The organism is Streptomyces sp. N35 (genome assembly GCF_016464295.1).
Lineage (GTDB): Bacteria > Actinomycetota > Actinomycetes > Streptomycetales > Streptomycetaceae > Streptomyces.
Genome location: NZ_JAEIMH010000020.1, coordinates 62472 through 87760 on the forward strand (window position 1 = coordinate 62472; position 25289 = coordinate 87760).

Below are 25289 nucleotides of genomic sequence, written 5' to 3' on the forward strand. Positions count from 1 at the left end.
TTAATGGCGGGGGCCGGTGCGCCACTTCGGGCTGCGCCTGATACACAGCTCTCAGCCGACTTGGTGCACAGCTCTCCACCGATTCGAACAAGATCGTGTAAACGATGGCGCGGATGCCAGTCCCTGCGGCCATACTTGCGCGTGGAAGACCACGGATGACCAAGGGGGAGGTCAAGCGTGACATACCTGCCGAACGGCAGCGCGGCGCCGCCGAGCCCGGCCGCGCCCACGCTGCCCGCCGTGCCGCCCCAGGGCGCGCCACCGCCGGGACCTGCGGTGATGCCGGAACGGCGCAGTGCGCGAGCCGAGTTGACCGACCGGCTGCGCAGCGCGTCGACCACGGAGCCGGGCCGGCTGCGGATCATCGGGGCCGTGATCGCGGTCCTGGTGATCGCGTTCGGCGCGGTGACGGCCTGGCAGATGGCCGAGCGGTCCTCGGCCGCGGATGACGTGCTGCACCGCAGTGCGCCGCTGTCCTCCGACGCGGCCGCCATCTACCGGTCGCTCGCCGATGCCAACACGGCGGCGGCGAGCGGGTTCCTGGCGGCGAACGAGGAGTCGCCGAAGCTGCGCCAGCGCTATCAGGCGGATCTGGACATGGCGGCGGAGAAGCTGAGCACGGCGGCGGGGGCCAGCCGTGGTTCGGGCCAGTCCGCCCGCTACATCGAGAAGTTGAACAAGCTGCTGCCCGAGTTCGCCGAACGCATCGAGTCGGCCCGCACGTACAACCGCCAGGGCCTGCCGCTGGGCGGCGCGTATCTGCGCAATGCCAATGACCTGATGCAGAACGAGATGCTGCCCGCCGCCGAGGATCTCTACGAGGCGGAGAAGAAGCAGCTCAACGCGGATTACGCGGACGCCAAGGCATATCCCTGGGGGGCGATCGCGCTCGGCGTGGTCGCGATCGGCGGTCTGGTGTGGGCGCAGCGGCGCAACTACCGCCGCACGAACCGGGTGTTCAACCACGGCATGGTGGTCGCCACCGCGGCCGGCACGGTGGTGCTCCTGTGGCTCGCGGTCGGGCACACCTTCGCCTACAGCGGTCTGTCCGGGTCGTACGACGACGGGGTGCGCTCGCTCAACGCGCTCAACGACGCGCGGATCTCCATCCTGCAGGCGCGCAGCAGCGAGAACCTGACCCTGGTCTCCCGCGGTGCCGTGACGGTGCCCGAAGGAAAGCCCAAGGCCGGCGAGGACTTCTACGACGTGGAGTTCCAAAAGCAGATGGCGGCCCTCGGCGACAAGACGAAGGGCACCCTCGGTGCGGCCTGGAAGCTCTCCGAGGACGAGGCCGGCGACGCTCCTGTGGACAGGACCGTGTTCGCGGTGACCGAGTGGAAGAAGCGCCACACGGCCGCCCGCACCCTGGACAACCAGGGCAATTACGATGCCGCGCTGGCCGGTGTGATCGGTGAGAACGGGGACCAGAGCAAGGCCACCGGTGACTGCTTCGACCTCGCCGACAAGTCACTCGACAAGGCCATCGCGCATGAGCAGCAGGACTTCAGGAGCGCCGCCGAGGACGGCCGCGGCGCGATGACCGGACTGCCGGTCGGCGCCGCCGTGCTCGCGGTGCTCGGAGCGACGGGTGCCGTGCTCGGTATCGGGCGCAGGCTGTCGGAGTACCGGTGAGAGGGGGCGACGAGATCATGAGCGCTACAGACCGCCAGAGGTATGCGGCCCGTATCCGGGCGATGGCCGTGGCAGGACCGCTCTCCCGGCTGCGGGGCTGGGGCGGGGTGGCCGCCATGGCGCTCGCGTGTGTACTGACCGCGGCCTTCGCGCTGCTGCCGCTGCACCACGTGAGCGAGGCGCCCTCCGGTACGGGGAGCCAGGGTGTCGCGGACGCCCGGCAGGCGCTCGCCCCCGCGGCACCGGCGTGTGACGAAGCCCAGCCGGATGCGAGCCTGAGGGCCCGCGACATCGACGACGGCCCGAAGATCGAGGAGATCCGGGGCCGTACGGACAAGCCCAAGAACAAGCTGGTCGTCGGCATCGACCAGAACAGCTACCTGTGGGGCTACCGCAACCCCAACAACGGGAACCTGGAAGGCTTCGACATCGATCTGGCCACCGCGATCGCGAAGGCCATCTTCGGCACGTACACGGACGACAGCGGCGACGAGAAGGTCAACATCGTCTTCCGCGCCGTCCCCACCAACCAGCGCATCCCGATGATCAAGTCGGGCCAGGTGGACATGATCGTGCGCACCATGACCATCAGCTGCAAGCGCAAGGCCGATGTGGCCTTCTCCACCGCGTACTTCGCCACGGGGCAGCAGGTCCTCGCCCCGGACAACTCGAAGATCACCGGCTTCGACGCCTCGCTCGAGAACAAGAAGCTCTGCGTCGCCGCGGGATCCACCGCCCAGGGAGCACTTGAGGACAAGGACTACGGTGCCGATACACCTCTCGTGGTCCCCAACCAACTCGACTGCCTGGTAAGGCTTCAGCTCGGTGAGGTGGACGGCGTGGTCACGGACAGCGCGCTCGCCGCGGGCCAGGCCGCGCAGGATCCGACGGTCGAGCTGAAGGGCGACCCGCTGGCCACCGAGTACTACGGCATCGCGATGAGCAAGGACCCGAAGGCGGAGGACCTGGTGCGCCGGGTCAACCACGAACTCGACCAGTGGCGCAAGGACCCCGCCGGCTGGAAGAAGTCGTACGCCAAGTGGCTCGCGGTCCCGCTGGGAGACCCCGACGCCAAGGCCAAGCCCCCGGCCCCCAACTACAGCGACTGACAGGGCATGTGACCGGGCAGAGGCGGAACGGAACACAGACGGGCCGGCCACACCGGCACAGCAGAAAGGCGACACACGGATGGGCGTCACGGGAGCCGCCGGTCCCGTCATGGACCGGGACGAGGTGGACCGTGCGCTGGCACGTCTCGGCGCCGAGCACGAGGCGATCGAGACCTCACTGCTCGCGCTGCAGGACCACGCGGGGCGCAGACTCCTCGAAGGTGCCGAACTGACCGGCACCACCAAGGAGCGCTGGGCCGCCGCGGAGCAGGAGATCACCCGTCTGTGGGCGTACTTCGACGCGTACACCGACGCGCTCACCAGCGCCCGCGAGCTGCGCGCCCGCCGGCGCTGGCCGAGCCGTGAGGAGCTGGCGGAGCTCACCGAGCTGCTGCGCGGCGAGTCCGTCACCCTCGCAGGGGGCGCCCCGGCCACCGGGGCGCCCGCTTCGCTGACCGGGCCGGCCAGGCTCTCCCAGCAGGTCACCCTGTGCGCGCTCGTGGAGCGGATGAACGGTCTCTACGCCTCCTCGCTCGACATGGTCGTCGCCGCCGACGCGGTCTGGTCCGCGCTGCCCGCCCGTATCGACATGCTCGCCGCCGAGCTGGCCCGCACCCGCGAGCTCGGCAAGGCCGTGGGCGTACGCCCGGGCGAGCACCCGGCGGGCGACGATCTCGACCGGATCACAAGGGAGTTGACGGCGCTGCGCGCCCAGGTGATCTCCGACCCGCTGACGTTCTGGCGGCCCACGCCCGGCTCATCGGCGCCCGGCGGCGGCAGACCCGACACCGAGCGCTACGACCGCGAGGCCCGCGCCCTCGAGGACGTGCGCCGCGAGATCGACGCGGTGCTCGGCGTACGCCAGGACGCGGAGCTGAGGCTCGGCAAGCTGCGCGATCTGCTCTCGCGCGCCGACCGTACGCTCGCCGAGGCGCGCGCCGCCCGCGGCGAGGTGCTCGCGAAGATCGCCGCATCGGAGGTGCCGGCGGTCAGCGGACCGCCCACCGTGCTGCAGGAGCAGCTGGCGACCGCCGCCGAGTACCGCAGAAGCGCCCAGTGGCACCGGCTCTCGCCACTGCTCGAATCCCTGGAGCAGAGGGCCGAGACCGAACTCCTGCGCGCCCGCGAGTCGTTGGAGAAAGTGACCCAGCCGCTCGCCGTGCGCGCCGAGCTGCGCGGCCGGCTCGACGCCTACCGCGCGAAGGTGGCCCGGCACGGAGCCGCCGAGGACCCGCTGCTCATCGAGCGCTATGACGCCGCGCGCCGGATGCTGTGGAGCGCGCCCTGCGATCTGCGCGTGGCCGAGCAGGCGGTGCTGCGCTATCAGCACGCGGCGGCCGAGGTGATCGCACCGCGCGTGCCGCACCAGGGACAGCCGCCGGGGGCGCCGGGGGCGCCGGGGGTGACGAATAGGAGCCCCCGGGAACCCCGGGATACCCACACACCCAAGCCGGACGACCGTAAGGGGGACTGACCGTGGATACCAAGTGCCAGCGGCCGAACTGCACCGGCTCGTACGAGGACATGGGCGGCGGCGAGCTGTACTGCGACATGTGCGGGCTCGCCCCTGTCGTCTCGCCGAACGGCATGGTGTCCTCGCCGCCGACCGGGATCACCGGGGGCGGCAAGGGCAGCAGCTCCTCGTCCAGTTCGCGCTCCTCCAGCCGTTCGTCGTCCCGCTCCTCGCGTTCTTCGCAGTCGCGCCGTTCGGTCTCGGGCCGGCTCTCGCGCAGCCTGTCCCGCGGCAGTTCGTCGACCCGCAGCGTCTCCGTACGGTCGACCGGTGCGACGGGCGGTTCCTCGGGGCGCGGCCGGCTGGGCGTCGGTCTGGTCACGGTCCCGCAGGTGCCGCGGCCCGATCCGCGCGCGATGGTGCAGGACAACCCGGAGGTTCCGGAGAGGAAGCGATTCTGCAGCCGCTCCGACTGCGGCGCCCCGGTGGGCCGCGCGCGCGGTGAGCGGCCGGGACGTACGGAGGGCTTCTGCACCAAGTGCGGCCACCCGTACTCCTTCGTGCCGAAGCTGGAGGCGGGCAACATCGTGCACGGCCAGTACGAGGTGGTCGGCTGTCTCGCGCACGGCGGACTCGGCTGGGTCTATCTCGCGGTCGACCGCGCGGTCTCCGACCGCTGGGTGGTCCTCAAGGGCCTGCTCGACACCGGCGACCAGGACGCGATGGAGGCCGCGATCTCGGAGCGGCGCTTCCTGGCCGAGATCGAGCACTCCAACATCGTCCGCATCTACAACTTCGTCGAGCATCTCGACCAGCGCACCGGCTCCCTCGACGGCTACATCGTCATGGAGTACGTGGGCGGCAAGTCGCTCAAGGAGATCGCCAACGAGCGGCGCACACCCCAGGGCAAGCGCGATCCGCTGCCGGTCGAGCAGGCCTGCGCGTTCGGCATCGAGGCGCTCGAGGCCCTCGGGCATCTGCACAGCCGCAATCTGCTCTACTGCGACTTCAAGGTCGACAACGCGATCCAGACCGAGGACCAGCTCAAGCTGATCGACATGGGCGCGGTCCGGCGGATGGACGACGACGAGTCGGCGATCTACGGCACGGTCGGCTACCAGGCACCCGAGGTCGCCGAGGTCGGCCCGTCGGTCGCCTCCGACCTGTACACGGTGGCGCGTACGCTCGCGGTCCTGACCTTCGACTTCCAGGGCTATACGAACGTCTTCGTGGACTCGCTGCCCGACCCGGACAACATCGAGGTCTTCCGCAAGTACGAGTCCTTCTACCGGCTCCTCGTACGGGCCACGGACCCCGACCCGGCCCGCCGGTTCTCCTCGGCGCAGGAGATGGCCGAGCAGCTGACGGGTGTGCTGCGCGAGGTCGTGGCGCTGCAGACGGGCCGGCCGCGGCCCGCCCTGTCCACGCTGTTCGGGTCCGAAGTGCGCGTCACGGACACCGAGTTGTTCCGCGAGCGGGACGGCGAGGTCTCCAGGCTGGGGGCGCGGCCCGAGCCGGTGGGCCGCAAGGCACGGCGCAACGGAACGCCCGCGCTGGGCTCGGCAGTGAGGTCTCCCCTGCTCGAGCGGAGCCGGGAGCTCGGGGAAGGCCCGGGACCGGCCGCCAACGGTTCGGCGGCGGCGCCCGGCCCGGGCGCGATGCCCGCGATCCCCTCGCAGCCCGCGCCCCTGTCCCCGAACGGGCCCGTGCCCGTACCGCCCCAGTACGCCTCGGCGCCCGGCGCCCCGCCGCCCTCCACCCTGCCCGCCCCCGCGTCGCGCGACTCGTTCGTCAAGCCGCTCGCGCACGCCGCGACCGCCCTGGCGCTCCCCGTACCGCGGGTCGACCCGGGCGACCCCAACGCGGGCTTCCTCGCGGGCCTGATGGCAGCGGCTCCGGCCGAACTGATCACGGCCCTGCACGCGGCACCGGCCACCTCCCTGGAACTGCGCCTGCGCGAGCTGCGCGCGCTCCTGGAGATGAACGAACAGGCACCCGCCACCCAGCTCCTGGAGAACCTGGAACGGGCGCACGCCGACGACTGGCGCGTGGTCTGGTACCGCGGTGTGGTGTCGCTCACCACCGGCGACTTCGAGACGGCGGCGCTGTCCTTCGACGCGATCTACGACGCGTTCCCGGGCGAACCCGCCCCCAAGCTGGCGCTCGGCGTCTGCGCGGAGGTCCTCGACCAGCTCGACAACGCGGCCGAGTACTACCGCCTCGTATGGACCACGGATCCCAGCTATGTGAGCACGGCCTTCGGGCTCGCCCGGGTTCAGCTGGCCGCCGGGGACCGGCGCGGTGCGGTGCGTACCCTGGAGTCCGTACCGGAGGCATCCATTCACTACACGGCGGCGCGGGTCGCGGCCGTACGGGCCCGGCTCCGGGACCAGGCGGTGCACGAGCCGCTGCTCGACGATCTGACCGCGGCCGCGGGACAGGTCGAGGCGCTGCAGCAGTTCGGGCTCGACGCCGTACGCCGCGAGCAGTTGTCGGCCGAGGTCCTGGGTACCGCGCTCGACTGGGTACTCTCCGGTAGCCGCGGTGCCGCGCCACCGCAGGGGACCGCGCAGTCGTCGGGATCCCTGCTGCTCGGCAGCACCCTGGACGAGCGGGGCCTCAGGTTCGGCCTGGAACGCTCGTACCGGATGCTGGCCCGGCTGGCACAGCGCGGTGACGAGAGGATCGAACTGGTGGAGCGGGCCAACCGTTTCCGCCCCCGGACGTGGGTGTGAATTGATGTCGCAGATGCGCCAGCTGACCGAGGGGGCAGAGATGTCGTCGTGCCCGAGCTGCGAGGAGCCGCTGGAGACCGGCGACCTCTACTGCGGCGCGTGCGGGTTCGATCTGTCGGCCGCCCCCGAGCCGGCCACCGCCGGGGACCACCCGACGATCGCCATCAACGGGGCGTCCGCACACGGCGGTTCGCCCGCCGAGGAGCCTGCGGGACCGGTCGAGTGGCCCGAGGCCCCGGACGTCAGCACGGACACCTCCCACCCGGGTGAGCTGCGCGGCACCGACTCCTCGGGCGGCGACCTGACCGGCGAGGTGCGGTTCGACCACCGGCCGGGCCAGGACGAGTACGCGCTGCAGGCACCCGACCCGCGTACGGTCGCGCCCACTCCCCCGGCCGGTACCAAGCTCTGCGTCGCCTGCCGTACGGGCACGGTCGACCAGGACGGCTACTGCGAGCACTGCGGCCACGCACAGCCGCGCGAACGCGACCACATGGAACGGGAGTTGGACGCCGTCGCGGCGGTCAGCGACCGGGGTCTGCGCCATCACCGCAACGAGGACGCGTTCGCCGTCTCCGCGACCGCGCTGCCCGACGGTTCGCCCGCGGTCGTCGCGATCGTCTGCGACGGGGTGTCCTCGGCGACCCGGCCCGACGAGGCCTCGGCCGCCGCCTCGCAGGCCGCCAACGAGTCGCTGCTCGCCTCGCTGCCGCGCGGCACCCACCCGCAGCAGGCCATGCACGACGCGATCATCGCGGCGTACGACGCGGTCAACTCCCTTGCGCAGGACCCCACACACGCCCGCGAGCACGACCCGCACCGCCATCAGAACGCCCCGGCCTGCACCATCGTCGGTTCAGTGATCGCCGGCGGGCTGCTCGTCGTCGGCTGGGTCGGGGACTCCCGCGTGTACTGGGTGCCCGAGGACCGCACCTCCCCCGCGGCCCGGCTCACCGAGGACGACTCCTGGGCCGCGCAGATGGTGGCCGCGGGTCTGATGAACGAGGCGGAGGCGTACGCGGACGAGCGCGCTCACGCCATCACCGGCTGGCTCGGCGCCGACGCGTACGAACTGGAGCCGCACACCGCTTCCTTCAAGCCGGACCGTGCGGGTGTAGTGGTGGTGTGCACCGACGGACTGTGGAATTACGCGGAGGGCGCGGCCGAGATGGCCGCCGTCGTACCGGCCGATGCGGCCGAGCGTCCGCTGCACTGCGCGCAGGTCCTGGTCGGTCACGCTCTGGACGGCGGGGGCCACGACAACGTAACAGTGGCGGTACTGCCGTTCTCCCTTGCACCGCAAGGGGCAGGATCGGCCTGAGACGGGGCATCACGCCGGGGGCGCGATACCCACACAACTCGGTTACATCAGCACAAAGTGCCACCCAGCCCTGCTCGCGACGGGCAGGGACGGCACGGCGCTGCTGAGGGGGGAGCACACCAGCATGGCGAATTTCTCGAAGTCGAACGTTCCGCAGTTCTCGGTGGACGTCTATCAGAACGAGTACCTGCCCGAGGGCGGTCGTGAAGTCAACGCGATCGTCACCGTGACCTCGACCGGCGGCGGGACCGTCGGGGGCACGGCGGGGCGCGCGTACGCGGCGGGCAGCACGCCCGGCGCCGCGGTGGCGGTCATGGGGGGCTGCCCGGGGGCGGTGGGCTATCCGCCGACCAAGATGCGCAATGCCCGCGACGCCACGGCCGCGGCGGTCGACACCCTGCGCGACGGGGTGCACTTCGCGATCATCGGCGGTACGCATGTGGCCAAGGAGGTCTACCCGGGCGGCGGCCAGCTCGCCGTGGCCGATGCGACCACCCGCGACCAGGCCAAGCAGGCGCTGCGCAAGCTGAGCGCCGGCGGCGGTACGGCGATCGGCACGTGGCTGAAGCTGGCGGACCGGCTGCTCGCCTCGGCCGATGTCTCCATACGGCACGGGATCCTGCTCACCGACGGACGCAACGAGCACGAGTCGCCCGAGGACCTGAGGGCCGCACTCGACGCCTGCGCGGGCCGCTACACCTGTGACGCCCGCGGCGTGGGGACGGACTGGGAGGTCAAGGAGGTCACCGCGATCGCCTCGGCGCTGCTCGGGACCGCCGACATCGTCGCCGACCCGGCCGGGCTCGCCGCCGACTTCACTCAGATGATGGAGGCGGCCATGGGCAAGGAGGTCGCCGACGTGGCGCTCCGGCTGTGGACGCCGGTGGGCACGGAGATCAAGTTCGTGAAGCAAGTCGCGCCGACCGTCGAGGAGTTGACCAGCCGGCGCACCGAGGCGGGTCCGCGGGCCGGCGACTACCCGACCGGCTCCTGGGGCGACGAGTCCCGGGACTATCACGTCTGTGTTCAGGTGCCGAACGCCGATCTGGGCCAGGAGATGCTGGCCGCCCGGGTCTCCCTGGTGGTGCCGGGGGCCGACGGCAGCGTCCAGACGCTGTCGCAGGGCCTCGTACGCGCCGTATGGACCGACGACATGGCGGCGTCCACGTCGATCAACCCGCAGGTGGCCCACTACACCGGGCAGGCCGAGCTGGCCCAGGTCATCCAGCAGGGTCTCGAGGCGCGCAAGGCCGGCGACATGGATGGTGCAACAGCCAAGCTGGGCAGGGCAGTTCAGCTCGCGGCGGCCTCCGGGAACGAGGACACTGCGAAACTGCTTGCGAAGGTGGTCGACGTCGAGGATGCCGCGACAGGTACTGTGCGATTGAAGGCGAAGGTCGAGGACGCCGACGAGATGACTCTCGAAACCCGGTCGACCAAGACGGTTCGCGTCAAGAAGTGAACACAGCGCGACGGCATGGCAACGGGCCGTGACGGTAAGGCTCTTGGGCACGCCCCGCGGTATGCCCTGAGTGACGCGCCGAGTACCGAACGTACCGGAAGGTACTGACTGAGCGGCCCCAGCGCCGTAGAAGGAGAGGGGGAAGCGCCGACATGCCGACCTGCCCGAACGGACACCAGTCGGGTTCCGACGACTGGTGCGAGGTCTGCGGCCACCGCATGACCGGTGCGAGCGCGCCCCACGGCGCCGTCCCCCCGCCCCCGGGAGCCGGTTACGGCTACCCGCAGCAGGGCCAGCAAGGTGGCTACGGCTACCCGCAGGAGGGTGGTTACGGTGCTCCGCAGCCGGCCGCCCCGCCGCAGCTGTGCCCCCAGTGCCAGACCCCGCGTGAGGCGAACGAGCCGTACTGCGAGGAATGCCGCTGGAACTTCCTCACCAACACCGCGACCTCGTACACCCCCGCGGCCCCGCGCCAGCCCGTGCCCGGCATCAATCTGCCGCCGGGGTTCCAGGCGCAGCAGCCGCAGCACGGCGGGGAGTACACCAGCTCGCGCCCCTCGCAGATGAACCGTCCGGCCGAGCCCCTGCACCCGGACCACTCCGGGCCCATGGGCGGTCCGGGTCAGGGCAGCCCGTTCGGCGGTCCCGGCTCCGGCCCGAACGGACCGCACGGGCCGCAGGGACCGCACGGCCAGGGGGCGCCGCCCAACGGACCGATGGGCGGCCCGCCGCCTCCGCCGCCCGCGCAGGGCTATCAGCAGCCCGGCCCTCCGCCGCCCGGCCCTGGTGCGCCCATGGGCACCCAGGGCGACGACGACTGGATGCTGCCCCCGCCGTCCCAGCAGACCGCGCCTCCGGTCCAGCACCCGCTGGCCGGCGGTGGCTACCCGGCGCCGCAGCAGCAGGCCCCGGCCGGCTGGATGGCGGTGATCGGTCCGGACCGCGACTACTTCATGGCGATGATGCACCGCAGCGGTCCCGAGGCGGCGAGCCTCAACCTGCCCGCGTACTCCCCGGAGCAGGAGCGCAGACTCACCGGCAACCAGATCACCATCGGCCGCCGCCGCCACTCCACGGGCGAGATCCCGGACATCGACCTCTCGGTCCCGCCGGAGGATCCGGGCGTCTCGCACCAGCACGCGGTCCTGGTCCAGCAGCCGGACGGCGGCTGGGCGGTGGTCGACCAGAACTCGACCAACGGCACGACGGTCAACGGCGGCGAGGAACCGATTCAGCCGTTCGTCCCGGTCCCGCTCCAGGACGGCGACCGCGTCCACGTGGGCGCCTGGACGACGATCACGCTGCGCCGGGGCTAGGGCGTCTCTTTTGGATCTTGCCGGCCACGGGAGCGACGCCCTGTGCGGATACCGAAGCGGGGTCTGGTGCGTGCAGCTGCAAGGCGGAGGAGGGAGTCGACGCGGAGCGGTGGGGGCACCTCCCTGCTCGAGCGAAGCCGAGAGCTTGGGGGAGACCGACGACAACGCGGCAGATGCGCGTGCCAGACCCCGCGCCCCCGGCAAGATCCGAAAGAGACGCCCTAGGCGTGATCCACACGACAGGCCCTCGGCCGCTTCAGGTCCCCAGCCGGGGGAACGTCCCCCGCAGCACAGCCCGCGCCCGCTCGTCCCCGACCTCGTCGACCGCCTCCGTCGCCGTGGCGTACGCGGCGCTGCCCGGCTCCTCGTGCGTCAGCAGCCGTGCGAGCGCGTCGACCGCGCGAGGGTCGCCTCGCCGGGCCAGACCGCGCGCCGCCTCGGCGACCGTCGCGGGATCGTGGTCCGCCAGGAGCGCGGCCAGGCTCTCGCGTACCTCCATGGAGTCGCCGGCGCACCAGGACAGCGCGATGGCCGCCCGGTTGCGGACCACCGGGTCGGGGTCGTTCGCCAGATGGGCCAGAGTCCGCACCGCCGACTCGTCGGGGTCGGGGGCGAGCGGGGGCAGCGCGGCCGGCGCGGCGGGCCGGACCCCCGCGGGCCCCTGGCCCCCGCAGGGGAGCACGGCGGGCAGGGCGGACGTGTCGCCCGGCTCGCTCAGGGCGCGCACGAGGGTGCGCGCGAGCACCGTGGACCCGCCCCCGGTCCCGTCCACCATGGGCCCGCCCCCGATCCCGCCCCCGGTCCCGTCCGCCCGCACCCGCTCCGCGGCGCTCACAAGGAGCGGCAGCACCCGCCCCGCGAAGGCCGGCGCTGTGTGCGCGAGCCGGCCGAGCACCTCCGCCCCGAACGCCCGCCGCAGCGCGGACGCGTCGCGGCTGAGGGCGGCCGCCGTCCGGTAGGTCACCTCGTCGCCGCGCGACGCCAGTTCGCTCGCGGCCTCGCGCCAGTTCTCGTTGCCGGGGTCCGCGAACGGCAGAGCGCGGTCGAGGAGTTCACCGAACGGCGCGCGCACCCCGAGCTCGTGCTCCAGGACGGTCGCTATCGCGCCGTGCCCCGTCTGCTGCTCGCGCCCGTGGCCGCCGCCCTCGGGCCGCAGCACCTCCACGCTCACCGTGACCCCCGCGTACTCGGGAATGCGGCGCACGACCACAGCGGCCGGATCGGCACCGGCGGCCACCTCACGCCTCAGCTCGGCCTCGATGTCCGTGGCCAGCCACCGCCGCGCCTCGGTCAGCGCCTCGTGCGTGGGCCGCGCGCCATGGAAGAGCAGCGCCCGTACGGTCCCGAACGAGCCGCGCCGTACCGCCGAGACCAGCGGCGGCAGCCCGTCGGGCCCGGGCCGCCCGGGGTCCGCGCCGGCCGCGAGCAGGGCCTCGGCGGGGTCGGCGGGGCCGAGCTGGCCGGCCCAGGCGAGCGCGGTGAACCCGCCCTCCTCCACCTGGTCCGGCTCGGCGCCCGCGGCGAGCAGCGCCCGTACGACCTCGTGATGCCCCGCGCAGGCCGCACCGCACAGCGGCAGATCCGCGCCCGCGCTCAGCCGGGCGGGGTCGGCGCCCGCGGCGAGCAGCAGCCGTACGAGGCCGGGCCGGTTGTTCATCGCCGCCAGATACAGCAGGCTCTCGCCGTCCTCGTCGACCGCGCCGGGATCGGCGCCGGCGCGCAGCAGACGTACCGCGGCGTTCTCGTCTCCGTCGAACACCGCGGAGAAGAGGGCCGATTCGGTGGTTTGGTCCGGGGCGTGAGGGTTCTGCATGGTTCGACTACCTTCACCCGGGAAGGCGGCCGGACGCAAAGTTTTTCCGCCCCTGTTCTCAAGATCACGTGCCGGTGCGCGGGCTTCCCGGGCTCACGTGTCGCATTCCAGGACCGATCCGCACAGCGTGCAGCGCGCCCGCACCCGGCCGCGCACCGGCACCCTGATCCGCTGCCGGCAGGTCGGGCAGGGGAACGAGACCCGCAGCGGGCTCCCGGCGTCGAAGGCGTACGGTCCGCCGCACGCCCCGCCCGGACCGTGGTCCTGGGCGTAGCGCCGGTCCTTGGCGTAGCGCCTGCGCCCCGCCCCGCCGGGCGCCGTCAGCGGCGGCTGCCGCTCGTCCTGGCGGGCCAGCTGCAGACCCTTCGTATACGCCGTGTACGCCTGCGGGCTGGTGAACCAGATCGCCGGGTCCTCACCGAACGCGAGCGCCCGCTTGGCCAGCACGTACCCGAACTCCTCGGGCGTGAGATAGCCGAGCTTCTGCGAACTGGTGCCGTCCTCGCGGAAGGCGTCGAGCAGCAGCCAGCCCGCGCCGAGATAGGTCGTCGCGGTGTCGGTGAGGATCTCGTTGTCGCGGGTGCCGGGGAAGGAGAGGCCGAGTCGGTGCAGGTAGACGTGCATCGCCTCGTGCGCGAGCGCGGCGCCGATGTCGCGGCGGTGGGTGCGGAAGCGGTCGTTGAGCTCGATGAAGTACTCGGGTCCCGCGGCCAGTTCGACATTGGCCGCATGCTCCATCTCGCGGAAGGACACGATCATCCGGGCGTCCGGCAGCCGCAGATGCTGCACCATGACGCGGGCCACCCGCTGGGCGCCCAGATGGAGATCGTCGATATCGCAGAAGGCCACGTCGGCCGGGGCGACGCTGGTGTCGAAGGAGTGCACGGTGTCGTAGGAGAGCCGCTTGTAGAGCGCGGTGATCGCCGAGCGCACCGTCTCCAGATGCGGGTAGCCGTGCTCCACGGGTCCGCCGTTCGCCACGCCCGCACCCCCTCGCGTAGGTCGCTTCCCACTGTAAGTCGCGCCGCCCCTAGGGCGTGTCTTTCGGATCAGGCCGGGCCCGCGACGCCTGGCACGCACTCTCGCCGCACCGGCCGAAATCCCAAGTACGTCCAGTACGCGGGATTCCGGCCGGCACGCCGAGAGCACGCACCAGACGCCCCGGGCTGATCCGACCTGATCCGAAAGACACGCCCTAGTTCTTCCGGCCGATCTGGGTCCGCCCGGAGTCGGCCTTGTGCCCGAGGCCGTGCGGACCCCGGCGGCGTAGCGTCGTACGTGGCATCGCAGGGCTGGATCAGCGCCGCTCCGGCCCTGCGGCCTCCTTTCGGCGGCCCGCCCCCCCGTGCGCACCGCGCACGGCGCCGGTCCCACGGGAGGCACATGTCAGGAAGCCCGCGGGCAGGCGGCGGCATATGGCGATCACGGTGGTCATCGCGGACGACCAGGAGATGGTCCGCACCGGCTTCCGCATGATCCTGGAGAGCCAGTCCGACATCCAGGTCGTCGAGGACGTCGTGGACGGCGAGGCCGCGCTCGAAGCCGTACGGCGGCACGACCCCGATGTGCTCCTGCTCGACATCCGGATGCCCAAGCTCGACGGTCTCGAAGTGACCCGGCGCCTTGCCTCGAGCGGCAGCGCACGCCCCCGGATCGTCATCGTCACCACCTTCGACCTCGACGAATACGTGCACTCCGCGCTGCACGGCGGCGCCAGCGGCTTTCTGCTCAAGGACGCGAGCCCCGCGATGCTCATCGAGGCGGTACGCGCCGCGGCCGTCGGCGACTCCCTGGTCTCACCCGCGATCACCGTGCGGCTGCTGCGCGAGATGGCCCCGGTCTCCGCACGCCGCGAGGTCCGCGAGCCCGCCGAACCCCTCACCGAACGCGAGATCGAAGTCGTGCGCTGTCTGGCCCGCGGCATGACCAACGCCGAGATCGCCTCCGCCCTGTTCGTCTCGCTCTCCACGGTCAAGACCCACCTGGCCAATGTGCAGGCCAAACTCGACGCCCGAAACCGCGTGGAGATCGCCGCATGGGCCTGGGAGAGCGGACTGGCCTCGGGCGAGAAATGAACGGGCTGTTCGCCTGGTTCGGACGCAGCCGGCTGCGGATCGCGGCCGCCAAGGTGCTCTTCGCCGCGGTGCTCATCGCCCTGGTCGTCTTCGAAGGCGTCGCCCTCGCCCGCCAGCCCACCTACCCGCACGCCCTGGTCGCCTTCTCCGGCGTCTTCGTCTGCCTGTGCGCGGTGCCGTGGACGGGGGTGCCGCTGCTCTTCCGGGCCTGGCCCGCGGCGGCCGTGTCCTGGGCGGTGACGCTGACGCTGTTCGCGGGGGACCACCCGCTGAAGGTCTGGGGCCTGGCCGAGGCCATCGCCCTCCTCATCCTGCTCAGCGGGGTCCTCCAGCGCGCCCCGACCAGGATGGCCGCGGTCCTCGGCCCGCTGCTCGGTCTCGCCGCGATGGCCGCTCCGGTACGGGATGAGCACCCCGGCCGCTACACCACCCTGTTCGCGGTCCTGACCGTGGTGGTCGCCGCGTACTCCCTGCTGCTTCGCGACCAGTCCGTGCAGCGCACCCGCGATCTGCAGGCCGTACGGTCCGCCGAGCGCATCGAACTCGCCCGGGAACTGCACGATTTGGTCGCCCACCACGTCACCGGCATCGTCGTGCAGGCGGGCGCCGCACGCTTCACCGCGGTCTCCGCCGCACAGGCCGCCGAGACCTTCGAGCGCATCGAGAAGGCGGGCGAGGAGGCACTGGGCGCGATGCGCCGCCTGGTCAAGGTGCTGCGCGAAGGCGCCCCCGAGACCGCGCCGGTCGCGGGCCTCGCCGAACTGCGCGATCTGACCGAACGCTTCTCGCGCACCGGCCCGCCCGCGATCCTCTACGTGGAGCCCGGTCTCGACGAGGACCTGCCCGCCGACCTCGCGGCCGTGGCCCACCGCGTCGTCCGCGAAAGCCTCACGAACATCCGCAAGCACGCGGCCGACGCCACGGCGGTACGCATCGGAGTCCGCACGGTCCCCGCCGGCCTCGAGGTCCGCATCGCCGACGACGGTACGAAGCCCGCGCCCCTGAACGAACAGGCCAGAGGCGGGGGCTTCGGCCTGGCAGGACTGACGGAACGCGTCACCGCGCTCGGCGGGGAGCTGAGCGCGGGGCCCAGCGCGGAGGGCGGCTGGGAGGTGCGGGCGGTGGTGCCGTACGACGGCGGCCGGAGCAACTCGCCCGCGTAGGGAAGCGGTTGGTCAGTCCAACACCTGCCCCGCATTTGTCCATGGGCCCACCCGCCCCCAGCGCCCCAAGGTGACCGGACAAGTCCGGTTCGAGGAGGGTGCACAGTGCAGTCGACAGCGCAGTCCGTGCAGAGCACGCCGTCCGTAGCCCAGGGGCCCAGCAGGCGGGCGGTCGTCGCCGCCGGGGCCGTGGCCGGGGTGGGGGCGGCGCTCGGGGTGCCCCAGTTCGCGGCCGCCGCGGCCCAGGGGGACGCCGTGGTGAGCTCAGAGGAGTTGGCGGTCACCGTGGACACGGCCTTCCCCCGGATCGTGCGGTACGAGGACCGCGGCACCGGCGCCGTGCTCCACGGCCAGTCCGACCCCGTCACCGAGGTGCGGATCGACGGGACCGCGCGCACCCCGAAGGTCACGTCCACACCCGGGGCCGACCGGATCACGTACACCCTCGCCTTCGACGGCGGCACCGAGATCGACCTCCGGATCGAGGTCGACGGGTGGCAGGTGGACTGGCGGGTCACGGCCGTACGGGACACCGAAGCGCTGCGCGTGGGCACGCTCGAGATCCCGGGGCTTGCCTTCCTCGCCGTACGCAGTGACCAGCCGGGCGCCGCGCTGCTCGGCGCGAAGATCCAGCTGGACAAGGCGAAGAGCGGTGACACGCTCGTGCGGCCCACCGCGGACACACCCGCCGAGGCGCCCGCCGGCTGCGCGTACGCGGTCGTCGCGCACGACCGGCTCGGCGGGGCGGTGGAGACCAACACCGTCTACGACAAGCCCGATTCGGCCGCCGGGACCACGTGGGAGAACGGGCGGCTGTGGCGCAGCACCGTACGCAAGGACGGGTATGCGGAGGCGCGCCTCGCGTGCGGGCAGTGGACGCACCGGGCCGCGACCGCGCCGGTGGACGCCACCGAGCCGCTGCCGTACGCCACCGTGATCATCACCCGGGACCGCAACGGTGACGGCAAGGTCGACTGGCAGGACGCGGCGATCGCGTTCCGGGACGTCATGGTCACCCCGCTCGGCGCGGACCAGCAGCATCTGCGGGTGGTGCCGCATATCCCGTTCAACTTCGCCTCGCAGGCCACCAATCCGTTCCTCGCGACCCTCGACCAGGTCAAGCGGATCTCTCTCGCCACGGACGGGCTGCGCCAGTACACGCTGCTCAAGGGCTACCAGTCCGAGGGACACGACTCCGCGCACCCCGACTACGCCGGGAACTACAACAAGCGCGCCGGCGGTCTCGACGACCTCAACACCCTGGTCAGAGAGGGCAAGAGGTGGCACTCCGACTTCGGTGTGCACGTGAACGCCACCGAGTCGTACCCCGTCGCCGACGCCTTCTCCGAGACGCTCGTCGACAAGGCCAACGAGCAGTGGGACTGGCTGGACCAGAGCTACCGGATCGACCAGCGGCGCGACCTCGTGTCCGGGGACATCATCAAGCGCTTCGCCGACCTGCGGGCCGACGCCGACCCGGCCCTGAACATGCTCTACATCGACGTCTTCCGCGAGTCCGGCTGGACCTCCGACCGCCTCCAGCGCGCGCTGCGCGACCAGGGCTGGCTCGTGACCACCGAGTGGGGGCACGGCCTCGAGCGGTCCGCGCTGTGGGCGCACTGGGCCACCGAGACCGACTACGGTCCTGACACCTCGCGCGGCATCAACTCCCAGCTGATCCGCTTCGTCCGCAACCACCACAAGGACGTCTTCGCCGACAAGTGGCCGACCCTCCTTGGCATTCCGCGCACCGGCAACTTCGAGGGCTGGGTCGGCAAGACCGACTGGAAGACGTTCTACGAGCTGATCTGGACCGAGTCGCTGCCCGCCAAGTACCTCCAGGCGTACCCGATCAAGACCTGGGGCGAGCACGAGATCACCTTCTTCGGGCCGACCGGGACCCGCGTGGGCGACGAGGGCGGCAAGCGGGTCATCACGACGGACGGGCGCGTGGTGTACGACGGCGGGCGCTATCTGCTGCCGTGGGAGCCGCGCAGGGCCACCGACCCGGCGAAGCTCTACCACTACGCGCCGAAGGCCGGCTCCAGCACCTGGCAGCTGCCGCGCGGCTGGGCGGGCCTCGGCAAGGTCAGCGTGTACCGGCTCACGGATCAGGGACGCGTGTACGTGGAGGACGTACCGGTCCGCGCCGGCAAGGTCACCCTGCGGGCCGCCGCCGGACAGCCGTACGTGATCTACCGCGAGCGCGTCCGTGCACAGTCGGACCCCGCCTGGGGCCAGGCGACCCCGCTGCACGACCCCGGCTTCAACTCCGGTTCCCTGCGCGGCTGGACCGTCTCCGGACCCGCATCCGTCGAGCTCAGCACGCTCGGCGACTACGAGCTGGTGATCGGCGCGGGCGGCGCGGCGGCCGTGGGCCAGCGGGTCCGGCGCCTCGCGCCCGGCACATACGCCGCGTCCGTACAGGTCGAGGTGGGGGAGAAGGCCGGCGAAACCCGTAAGGCCACGCTGGAGGTACGCACCGCCGACGGCGTCACCGCCGCCAACTGGACCAGCACCTCCACCGCCGGCAACTACGTGGCCGCCGACCGCAAGCACGGCACCCGCTTCCAGCGGATGTTCACCTGGTTCACGGTCCCGGAGGGCGGCGGTCCCGTCGACCTGAGGCTGCGGGCGGAGGCCGGCAAGGCGCGGGTGCGGTTCGACAACGTACGGATCGTGCGCGGCACCCGCTCCGCACGCGAAGGGACCCTGGCCTTCGAGGACTTCGAGCATGTGCCGCAGGGCTGGGGCCCGTTCGTGAAGGGCGACTCGGGCGGCGCCACCGACCCGCGCACCCATATCGCGCAGCGGCACGCCCCGTTCACCCAGCGCGGCTGGAACGGCAAGGCGATCGACGACGTCATCGACGGCACCGAGTCGCTCAAGTCCCGCGGCGAGAACGACGGCCTGGTCTACCGGACCGTCCCGCACACGGTCCGCTTCGCCCCCGGCAAGCGCTACCGGGTGACGTTCCGATACGAGAACGAGAAGGCCGGCCAGTACGCCTGGATCACCGCGGTGGACGCCCCGGCGGCCCGTGAACTGACCCGCGCCGACCTCCCGGTCGCCACCGGACCCACGGAGTTCACCTACGAGTTCACCGCCCCGTCCGACGGCGAGGCCTGGGTCGGCCTGCGCAAGGTCGGGAGCGACGGGGTCGCGGAGTTCGTGCTGGATTCGTTCGAGGTGCGGGAGGTGTAGGGGCGGGTGACAAGGGGGGCGGGCCCGCAACGGGCTCGCCCCCCTTGTCGCTTGCGGCTCAGCTCAGCCGTACGGCCCGCTCGTCCGCCGCCCCCTCCAGCTCGAGCACCCACACCTCATTGGCGCCCTCGCGCAGCACAGGGCCGGGCACGTACAGCTCATGCTGCGGGCCCGCCGACCAGTAGCGGCCCAGGTTGAACCCGTTCACCCAGACGAACCCCCTTGTCCAGCCGGGGAGTTCGATGCGGGCGTCGCCCGGGCCGGCCACCTCGAACGTGCCGGCGTACAGGCCGCACGCACCCGGCTCCCCGGCGGGGCGCAGCGCCACGGCGCCGATCCCGTCGTCGAACGCGTCGAGCCGCAGGCCCTGGGCCCGTACGCCGTGCAGGTACTGCCGCTCGTGCAGCACTCCCTGCGTGATGCCCTTCGATTCGCCCACCAGCGGGCCGTAGTTGACCCGGCCGAGTGACTCCACCCACAGCTCGACCACCGCGGGGCCCGGGACCTCGGTCTCCAGGACCGGGGCCGCCTCGGTCAGGACACCGGCCCGCTTCCCGTCGACGTACACGACCGCGCGGTCCCGCAGCCCGCGCACGCTCAGCGGATACGCCTTGCGCGGACCCGGCACCTCGAAGCGGTAGCGGACCAGGCCCCGGTCGATGTCCAGGTCCTCGAAGGCGGGCGGCGCCCCGGTGACCGTCTCCGGGCCGCCGAGCGCGGACACGACGTCGTCGAGCGGCGCCCACGAGTCCAAGGAAGCACTCACCGGAGCACCCAACTCGGCGGGCTGGACCGGGAGTTCGGGCAGCGGGCCCTGTGCGTACTCGGCGAGGATCTCGCGGAACGCCCAGAACTTCGCGGTCGGCCGGCCCTGCTCGTCGATCGGGGCGTCGTAGTCGTACGAGGTGACGTCAGGCTGCAGCTCGCCGTCGTGGAGGTGCCCGCTGCGGTTCGCGCCCGCCCAGCCGGCGAAGTTGGTGCCGCCGTGCGCCATGTAGATGTTCACCGAGGCGCCGCATTCGAGGATCTCCCGCAGCACCGCCGCCGCGTCCTGCGGGGTGCGCGCGGCCTCCTTGCCGCCCCAGTGCGAGAACCAGCCGCACCAGTACTCCATGCACATCAGCGGCCCGGCCGGCTGATGGCGGCGCAGCGTCTCGAAGGCGGTGCGGGCGCCGGAGCCGAAGTTGACGGTGGCGAGCACGCCCGGGACCGAGCCGCCCGTGAGCATATGGTCCTCGGGGCCGTCCGAGGTGAACAGCGGAACCTCCACGCCCAGATCGCGCAGCACGTCGGTGACGTGGCGCAGATACGTCGCGTCGCTCCCGTAGGACCCGTACTCGTTCTCGACCTGCACCATCACGACCGGACCGCCGCGGTGGATCTCACGGGCCACGACCTGCGGCATGAGGGCCTCGAACCAGCGGTCCACCAGACGCAGATACGCGGGGTCACAGGTGCGTGCCCGGGCGCCGAGCGGGCCGGTCACCCAGTGCGGAAGCCCGCCGTTCTCCCACTCGGCGCAGATGTACGGGCCCGGGCGGACGATCGCCCACAGGCCGGCGCGGGCCGCCGCGTCCAGGAAGCGGCCGAGTGCCTCGACGTCGTGGTACGTGCCGGGGGACGGCTCGTGCAGATTCCACGGGACGTACGTCTCCACGCAGTTGAGGCCCATGGCCCGCAGCATCCCGAGCCGGTGGTCCCACTGCTCCTCGTGGACCCGGAAATAGTGCAGCGCACCGGACAGGAGCCGGACCGGCCGGCCGTCCAGCTCGAAGTGCTCGTCGCCGACCCTGAATTCGGCTGCCTGGGAAGTAGTCATGCCGCCCGCCCCTTGGTTTGTGCTGGTACAGCGCCAGATTCGCCCCCTGGCGGGGCGCCGGTCCATGGACAAAGATCGGGTGTGCTTGCACTGCAGGCGCGAACGAAAGCGGCCTAGAAGGGGCAACCCCCCATGAACCACACGTATCACACGTGGATGCGGTACTTCACGCCCGGTCCCGTCCACCACCGCCTCGGCCTGGTCTGCCTCGGCGTGGGGCTCCAGTACGGGGCGCTGCCGCCCGTCGGGCCGCGCACCCTCGACCACCATGTCGCGATGGTCATCTGCTCCGGGGGCGGCTGGTACCAGCTGCCCGACGGGCGCCGCCACACCGTCACCGCGCCCGCGCTTGTGTGGCTGCTGCCGGGAGTGCCCCACCAGTACGGAGCCGATCCCGACACCGGCTGGGACGAGGCCTTCGTCGACTTCACGGGCCCGGCGACCGCCACGTACACCGAACTCGGCTACATCGAACCGGACCGGCCCGTCGTCCCCCTCGGCGACAGCGGACCCGCCCGCGCGGTCGTCACCCGGATCGCGCGCGCCGCCCGCGTCGGCAATCCGCTGCTCGAGGTCGAGACGGGCGCCGCCGTCCATGAACTCCTGGTCGCGCTGCGCCGCTCCCGCGCCGACCTCGCGCCCGACGGCGACCCGGTGCTCCAGGCGCTCGCCCGCGACGCGTATCTGCCGCTGTCCGTCGCCGAGCACGCGGCGCGCCTGGGCATGACACCCACCGAACTGCGCACCGCCGTACGCCGGGGCTCGGGCTGCAGCCCCAAGGACTACCTGCTCTCCATACGCCTGGGCCGCGCCAAGGAACTCCTCGCCGCGACCGAACTCCCGGTCGCCGCGGTCGCCCGCCGTGTCGGCTACGACGACCCCGCCTACTTCTCCCGCCTGTTCACCCGCCGCGCCGGCCTGGCCCCGATCCGCTTCCGCGAACAGCAGGCCCGCACGGTCCCCGGCGGCTGGTCCCAGCAGATCCCGGATCCGTCGGACCCGCCGATGCTGGGCGCGTGCGAGGGGGATGCCGAGGAGGCGGGGGTGCGGTAGCGCTGCGCGGCGGGCCCGTGATCAGTTCTCCGCGGCGCCCGCGATCTGCTCGTGGTGGCGGATCACCTCGCTGATGATGAAGTTGAGGAGCTTCTCCGCGAACGCCGGGTCGAGCTTGGCGTTCTCGGCGAGCGCGCGCAGGCGGGCGATCTGGTGCGACTCGCGGGCCGGGTCGGCCGGCGGGAGCTGGTGGGCGGCCTTGAGGTGGCCGACCTGCTGGGTGCACTTGAAGCGCTCGGCGAGCATGTGCACGACGGCCGCGTCGATATTGTCGATGCTGTCGCGCAGCCGGGCCAGCTCGGCCTGTACGGCGGGGTCGATCGGGGAGGTGTCACGCGTGGTCATGGCACGGGAGCCTACGTCGAAGGGGCACCGGGCCGCCCGGCCGTCCGCACCCTGGCGATCTTCCCGGCCGTCCGCACCCCGGAGTTCTTCCCGGCCGTCCCCGTCGCGCCGGTCCGCCCCGCACGCCCTCGACGATGCCCGACCGCCCGCCCCGGAGACCCCTCCGTCGGCCCCCTCTGTGCTCGGATCGGCACATCAGGCAGCATGTCCCCATGTCCGTACTGACGCGCGACGAAGCGCAGACCCGTGCCCGACTCCTCGAAGTGCAGCGTTACGAGGTCACCCTGGACCTCACGCGCGGCGAGGAGACGTTCGACTCCCGTACCGTGATCCGTTTCACCGTCCGTGAGGCCGGTGACAGCTTCGTCGACCTCAAGGCCGCCGCGCTGCGCGAGGCCGCCCTGGACGGACAGCCGCTCGACCCCGAGTCGTACGCCGACGGCCGGCTGCCCCTGAAGCACCTCACCGCGGGCGAGCACGAGCTGACCGTCGACGCCGAGATGCGCTACTCGCGCACCGGCGAGGGCATGCACCGCTTCACCGACCCCGCCGACGGCGAGACGTACCTCTACACGCAGCTGTGCATGGACGACGCCCAGCGGGTCTTCGCGGCCTTCGACCAGCCCGACCTCAAGGCCGTCTTCGCGTTCACCGTCACCGTGCCCGAGGGCTGGACCGTCCTCGGCAACGGCATCGCCAAGGACGAGGGCCAGGGCCGCTGGACCGTCGCGGAGACCCCGCGGATCTCCACCTACCTCGCCGCGCTCGCCGCAGGCCCGTACCACTCGGTGCGCACCGAGCACCGCGGCCTGCCCTTCGGCATCCACTGCCGCCGCTCGCTCGCGCCCCACCTGGACGTCGACGCCGACGAAATCCTCGACGCCACCAAGGCGCTCTTCGACCGCTACCACGAGAAGTTCGACGAGCCCTACCCGTTCGACTCGTACGACCAGGCCTTCGTGCCCGAGTTCAACGCCGGCGCGATGGAGAACCCGGGCCTGGTCACATTCCGCGACGAGTTCATCTACCGCTCCGCCGTCACCGACACCGAGCGCCAGACCCGCATCATGGTCATCGCCCACGAGATGGCCCACATGTGGTTCGGCGACCTGGTCACGCTGCGCTGGTGGGACGACATCTGGCTGAACGAGTCCTTCGCCGAGTACATGGGCTACCAGACCACCGCCGAGGTCACCCGCTTCCCGGACACCTGGACGGACTTCGGGATCGCCCGCAAGACCTGGGGCTACGACTCCGACCAGCGCGGCAGCACCCATCCCGTCGCCCCGAAGCCCGAGCTCGTCCCCGACACCGGCGCCGCGCAGGCCAACTTCGACGGCATCTCCTACGCGAAGGGCGCCTCCGCGCTGCGCCAACTCGTCGCCTGGCTCGGCGACAAGGACTTCTCCGCGGGCATCAACGCGCACTTCGCCCGCCACAAGTTCGACAACGCCACTCTCGCCGACTTCATCGACAACCTCGCCTCCGTCACGGACCGCGACGTCCACGCGTGGGCCCGCGTCTGGCTCGGCACGACGGGCGTCGACAAGCTGACCCCGGCGGTCAGCGAGACCGGCAACTCCTGGCAGCTCACCGTCACCCGCGAAGGCAGCCGCCCGCACCGCATCCAGGTCGCCGCCTACGAACCCGATCTGCAGGACGACGGCGCCCTCGTGCTGCGCGAACGCTTCGAGCTCGACATCGCCGCCGAGCGGACGGAGACCACCCGCCCCGGCCGCAGGCCCGCGCTCCTCGTCCTCAACGACCAGGACCTCACGTACACGAAGATCCGCCTCGACGAGCAGTCGCGGCGGACCGCCCTGAGCCAGCTCTCGGGCATCCCCGAGACGCTCAACCGCACGGTGCTGTGGAACGCCCTGCGCGACATGGTCCGCGACGGCGAACTCGCCCCGGCCGCCTACCTGGAGGCCGCCCGCGCCCACCTCCCCAAGGAGCGCGACCTCGCGATCGTGCAGGGCGTCCTCGCGTTCGCCGGCAGCCAGATCGCCGACCGCTACCTCGCCCCCGAGGACCGTCCGGCCGGACTGACCCTCCTGTCCGACCTGTGCGAGGACATCATCCGGCTCACCGAGGACGGTTCCTCGCCGGGTGCGCGCCTGACCGCCGTACGCCACTTCATCGACCATGCCCAGCGCGCCGACGTCATCCGCGCCTGGTTCGACGAGGGCACCGTCCCCGGCGGTCCGGAACTCGACCCGGAGCTGCGCTGGCGGCTGCTCACCCGGCTCGCGGTGCTCGGCGCGATCGACGACGACGTGATCGAGGCCGAGCTCCTGCACGACCCCAGCGCCACCGGCCAGGAAGGCGCCGCCCGCTGCCGCGCCGCGCTGCCCGACCCGGTCGCGAAGGAGGCCGCCTGGGAGGCGATGTTCGGCGGCGCCGACGCGCTGTCCAACTACCTGTTCGTGGCCACGGCCCAGGGCTTCTGGCAGCCCGAACAGTACGACCTCGTCCGCCCGTACGTGACCCGCTTCTTCACGGACGCGGTCGCCACCGCCAAGCGCAGGGGCCCGGCCCTCGCCGACGGCATCGGCCGGCACGCCGTACCGATCGCCGTGGTCGAGCCGGCCACGCTGGAGCTGGGGGAGCGGTGCCTCGCCGAGGGCGGCGACGTACCGCCGCCCCTGCGCCGCCGCCTGGCCGACCACATGGACGATCTGGCCCGGGCGCTGCGGGTGCGCGGGGTCTGAGCCGTACGCGAAGGGGGGACCGGGCACGGACCGGGGCCCCCCTCCCGTACCCCCCCCCACCCCTCCACCCGCCCTTCT

General features: G+C 72.1%; 16 protein-coding genes. 12 read left to right on the plus strand and 4 right to left on the minus strand.

Annotated elements, in window-relative coordinates:
• The first annotated feature begins 177 nt into the window (after positions 1 to 177).
• From JAO81_RS13705 to JAO81_RS13735, 7 genes are all read left to right on the plus strand, one after another.
• Positions 178 to 1632: a hypothetical protein gene (locus tag JAO81_RS13705; RefSeq protein ID WP_199548108.1), complete on the plus strand. Its 1455-nt coding sequence runs from the start codon at positions 178 to 180 to the stop codon at positions 1630 to 1632.
• 17 nt (positions 1633 to 1649) lie between these two features.
• Positions 1650 to 2741, plus strand: a complete 1092-nt coding sequence (locus JAO81_RS13710; protein WP_374194288.1) for a glutamate ABC transporter substrate-binding protein — start codon at positions 1650 to 1652, stop codon at positions 2739 to 2741.
• 79 nt (positions 2742 to 2820) lie between these two features.
• Positions 2821 to 4215, plus strand: coding sequence for a hypothetical protein (locus JAO81_RS13715; protein ID WP_233415325.1), 1395 nt, complete (start codon positions 2821 to 2823; stop codon positions 4213 to 4215).
• A 2-nt stretch (positions 4216 to 4217) separates the two neighbouring features.
• On the plus strand, positions 4218 to 6929 hold the full coding sequence (locus JAO81_RS13720) for a serine/threonine-protein kinase (RefSeq protein ID WP_199548109.1): 2712 nt from the start codon (positions 4218 to 4220) through the stop codon (positions 6927 to 6929).
• Positions 6930 to 6942: 13 nt separating this feature from the next.
• Positions 6943 to 8250, plus strand: a complete 1308-nt coding sequence (locus JAO81_RS13725) for a PP2C family serine/threonine-protein phosphatase (protein WP_199548133.1) — start codon at positions 6943 to 6945, stop codon at positions 8248 to 8250.
• A gap of 124 nt (positions 8251 to 8374) precedes the next feature.
• Complete coding sequence (locus JAO81_RS13730) at positions 8375 to 9712, plus strand: VWA domain-containing protein (RefSeq protein WP_199548110.1); 1338 nt, start codon at positions 8375 to 8377, stop codon at positions 9710 to 9712.
• A 152-nt stretch (positions 9713 to 9864) separates the two neighbouring features.
• Complete coding sequence (locus JAO81_RS13735) at positions 9865 to 11028, plus strand: FHA domain-containing protein (RefSeq protein WP_199548111.1); 1164 nt, start codon at positions 9865 to 9867, stop codon at positions 11026 to 11028.
• A 256-nt stretch (positions 11029 to 11284) separates the two neighbouring features.
• Here JAO81_RS13735 and JAO81_RS13740 read toward each other — a convergent pair whose 3' ends face one another.
• Both JAO81_RS13740 and JAO81_RS13745 read right to left on the minus strand, forming a co-directional pair.
• Complete coding sequence (locus JAO81_RS13740) at positions 11285 to 12841, minus strand: ankyrin repeat domain-containing protein (RefSeq protein ID WP_199548112.1); 1557 nt, start codon at positions 12839 to 12841, stop codon at positions 11285 to 11287.
• Between the two features lie 93 nt (positions 12842 to 12934).
• The gene (locus JAO81_RS13745; RefSeq protein WP_199548113.1) at positions 12935 to 13822 is read right to left on the minus strand and encodes a hypothetical protein; all 888 of its coding nucleotides are present in this window, start codon (positions 13820 to 13822) and stop codon (positions 12935 to 12937) included.
• A gap of 434 nt (positions 13823 to 14256) precedes the next feature.
• Between JAO81_RS13745 and JAO81_RS13750 the strand changes: the two genes are divergently transcribed.
• The 3 genes from JAO81_RS13750 (at position 14257) to JAO81_RS13760 (ending at position 19283) form a co-directional block, all read left to right on the plus strand.
• Positions 14257 to 14916 (plus strand): response regulator transcription factor, encoded by a 660-nt coding sequence (locus JAO81_RS13750; RefSeq protein ID WP_199548114.1) that lies wholly within the window; start codon positions 14257 to 14259, stop codon positions 14914 to 14916.
• The gene (locus tag JAO81_RS13755) at positions 14913 to 16079 is read left to right on the plus strand and encodes a sensor histidine kinase (RefSeq protein WP_199548115.1); all 1167 of its coding nucleotides are present in this window, start codon (positions 14913 to 14915) and stop codon (positions 16077 to 16079) included. Before JAO81_RS13750 ends, JAO81_RS13755 begins: the two co-directional genes overlap by 4 nt.
• A 126-nt stretch (positions 16080 to 16205) precedes the next feature.
• Positions 16206 to 19283, plus strand: a complete 3078-nt coding sequence (locus tag JAO81_RS13760) for an endo-alpha-N-acetylgalactosaminidase family protein (RefSeq protein WP_199548134.1) — start codon at positions 16206 to 16208, stop codon at positions 19281 to 19283.
• A gap of 58 nt (positions 19284 to 19341) precedes the next feature.
• On the opposite strand, the gene JAO81_RS13765 is transcribed toward JAO81_RS13760, so the two are convergent.
• Entirely contained in the window at positions 19342 to 21102 is a 1761-nt protein-coding gene (locus tag JAO81_RS13765) for a beta-galactosidase family protein (RefSeq protein ID WP_199548116.1), read from the minus strand.
• 132 nt (positions 21103 to 21234) lie between these two features.
• Between JAO81_RS13765 and JAO81_RS13770 the strand changes: the two genes are divergently transcribed.
• Positions 21235 to 22155, plus strand: a complete 921-nt coding sequence (locus tag JAO81_RS13770) for an AraC family transcriptional regulator (protein ID WP_199548117.1) — start codon at positions 21235 to 21237, stop codon at positions 22153 to 22155.
• A 21-nt stretch (positions 22156 to 22176) separates the two neighbouring features.
• Here JAO81_RS13770 and JAO81_RS13775 read toward each other — a convergent pair whose 3' ends face one another.
• A complete protein-coding gene (locus JAO81_RS13775) occupies positions 22177 to 22500 on the minus strand; it encodes a chorismate mutase (RefSeq protein WP_165334321.1) in 324 nt (107 codons plus the stop codon).
• A 212-nt stretch (positions 22501 to 22712) separates the two neighbouring features.
• On the opposite strand from JAO81_RS13775, the gene pepN reads away from it, so the two are divergent.
• Positions 22713 to 25211 carry an aminopeptidase N gene (gene pepN, locus JAO81_RS13780; protein WP_199548118.1) on the plus strand — a complete coding sequence of 833 codons (2499 nt, stop codon included), beginning with the start codon at positions 22713 to 22715 and terminating at the stop codon, positions 25209 to 25211.
• Positions 25212 to 25289: the final 78 nt, after the last annotated feature.

What these genes read in the sequence shown, in the direction of transcription:
- JAO81_RS13710 (WP_374194288.1), top strand. Translation starts at nt 1,650, where the DNA reads ATGAGCGCTACAGACCGCCAGAGGTATGCGGCCCGTATCCGGGCGATG.
- JAO81_RS13715 (WP_233415325.1), top strand. Translation starts at nt 2,821, where the DNA reads ATGGGCGTCACGGGAGCCGCCGGTCCCGTCATGGACCGGGACGAGGTG.
- JAO81_RS13725 (WP_199548133.1), top strand. Translation starts at nt 6,943, where the DNA reads ATGCGCCAGCTGACCGAGGGGGCAGAGATGTCGTCGTGCCCGAGCTGC.
- JAO81_RS13730 (WP_199548110.1), top strand. Translation starts at nt 8,375, where the DNA reads ATGGCGAATTTCTCGAAGTCGAACGTTCCGCAGTTCTCGGTGGACGTC.
- JAO81_RS13735 (WP_199548111.1), top strand. Translation starts at nt 9,865, where the DNA reads ATGCCGACCTGCCCGAACGGACACCAGTCGGGTTCCGACGACTGGTGC.
- JAO81_RS13740 (WP_199548112.1), bottom strand. Translation starts at nt 12,841, where the DNA reads ATGCAGAACCCTCACGCCCCGGACCAAACCACCGAATCGGCCCTCTTC.
- JAO81_RS13750 (WP_199548114.1), top strand. Translation starts at nt 14,257, where the DNA reads ATGGCGATCACGGTGGTCATCGCGGACGACCAGGAGATGGTCCGCACC.
- JAO81_RS13755 (WP_199548115.1), top strand. Translation starts at nt 14,913, where the DNA reads ATGAACGGGCTGTTCGCCTGGTTCGGACGCAGCCGGCTGCGGATCGCG.
- JAO81_RS13765 (WP_199548116.1), bottom strand. Translation starts at nt 21,102, where the DNA reads ATGACTACTTCCCAGGCAGCCGAATTCAGGGTCGGCGACGAGCACTTC.
- JAO81_RS13770 (WP_199548117.1), top strand. Translation starts at nt 21,235, where the DNA reads ATGAACCACACGTATCACACGTGGATGCGGTACTTCACGCCCGGTCCC.
- JAO81_RS13775 (WP_165334321.1), bottom strand. Translation starts at nt 22,500, where the DNA reads ATGACCACGCGTGACACCTCCCCGATCGACCCCGCCGTACAGGCCGAG.
- pepN (WP_199548118.1), top strand. Translation starts at nt 22,713, where the DNA reads ATGTCCGTACTGACGCGCGACGAAGCGCAGACCCGTGCCCGACTCCTC.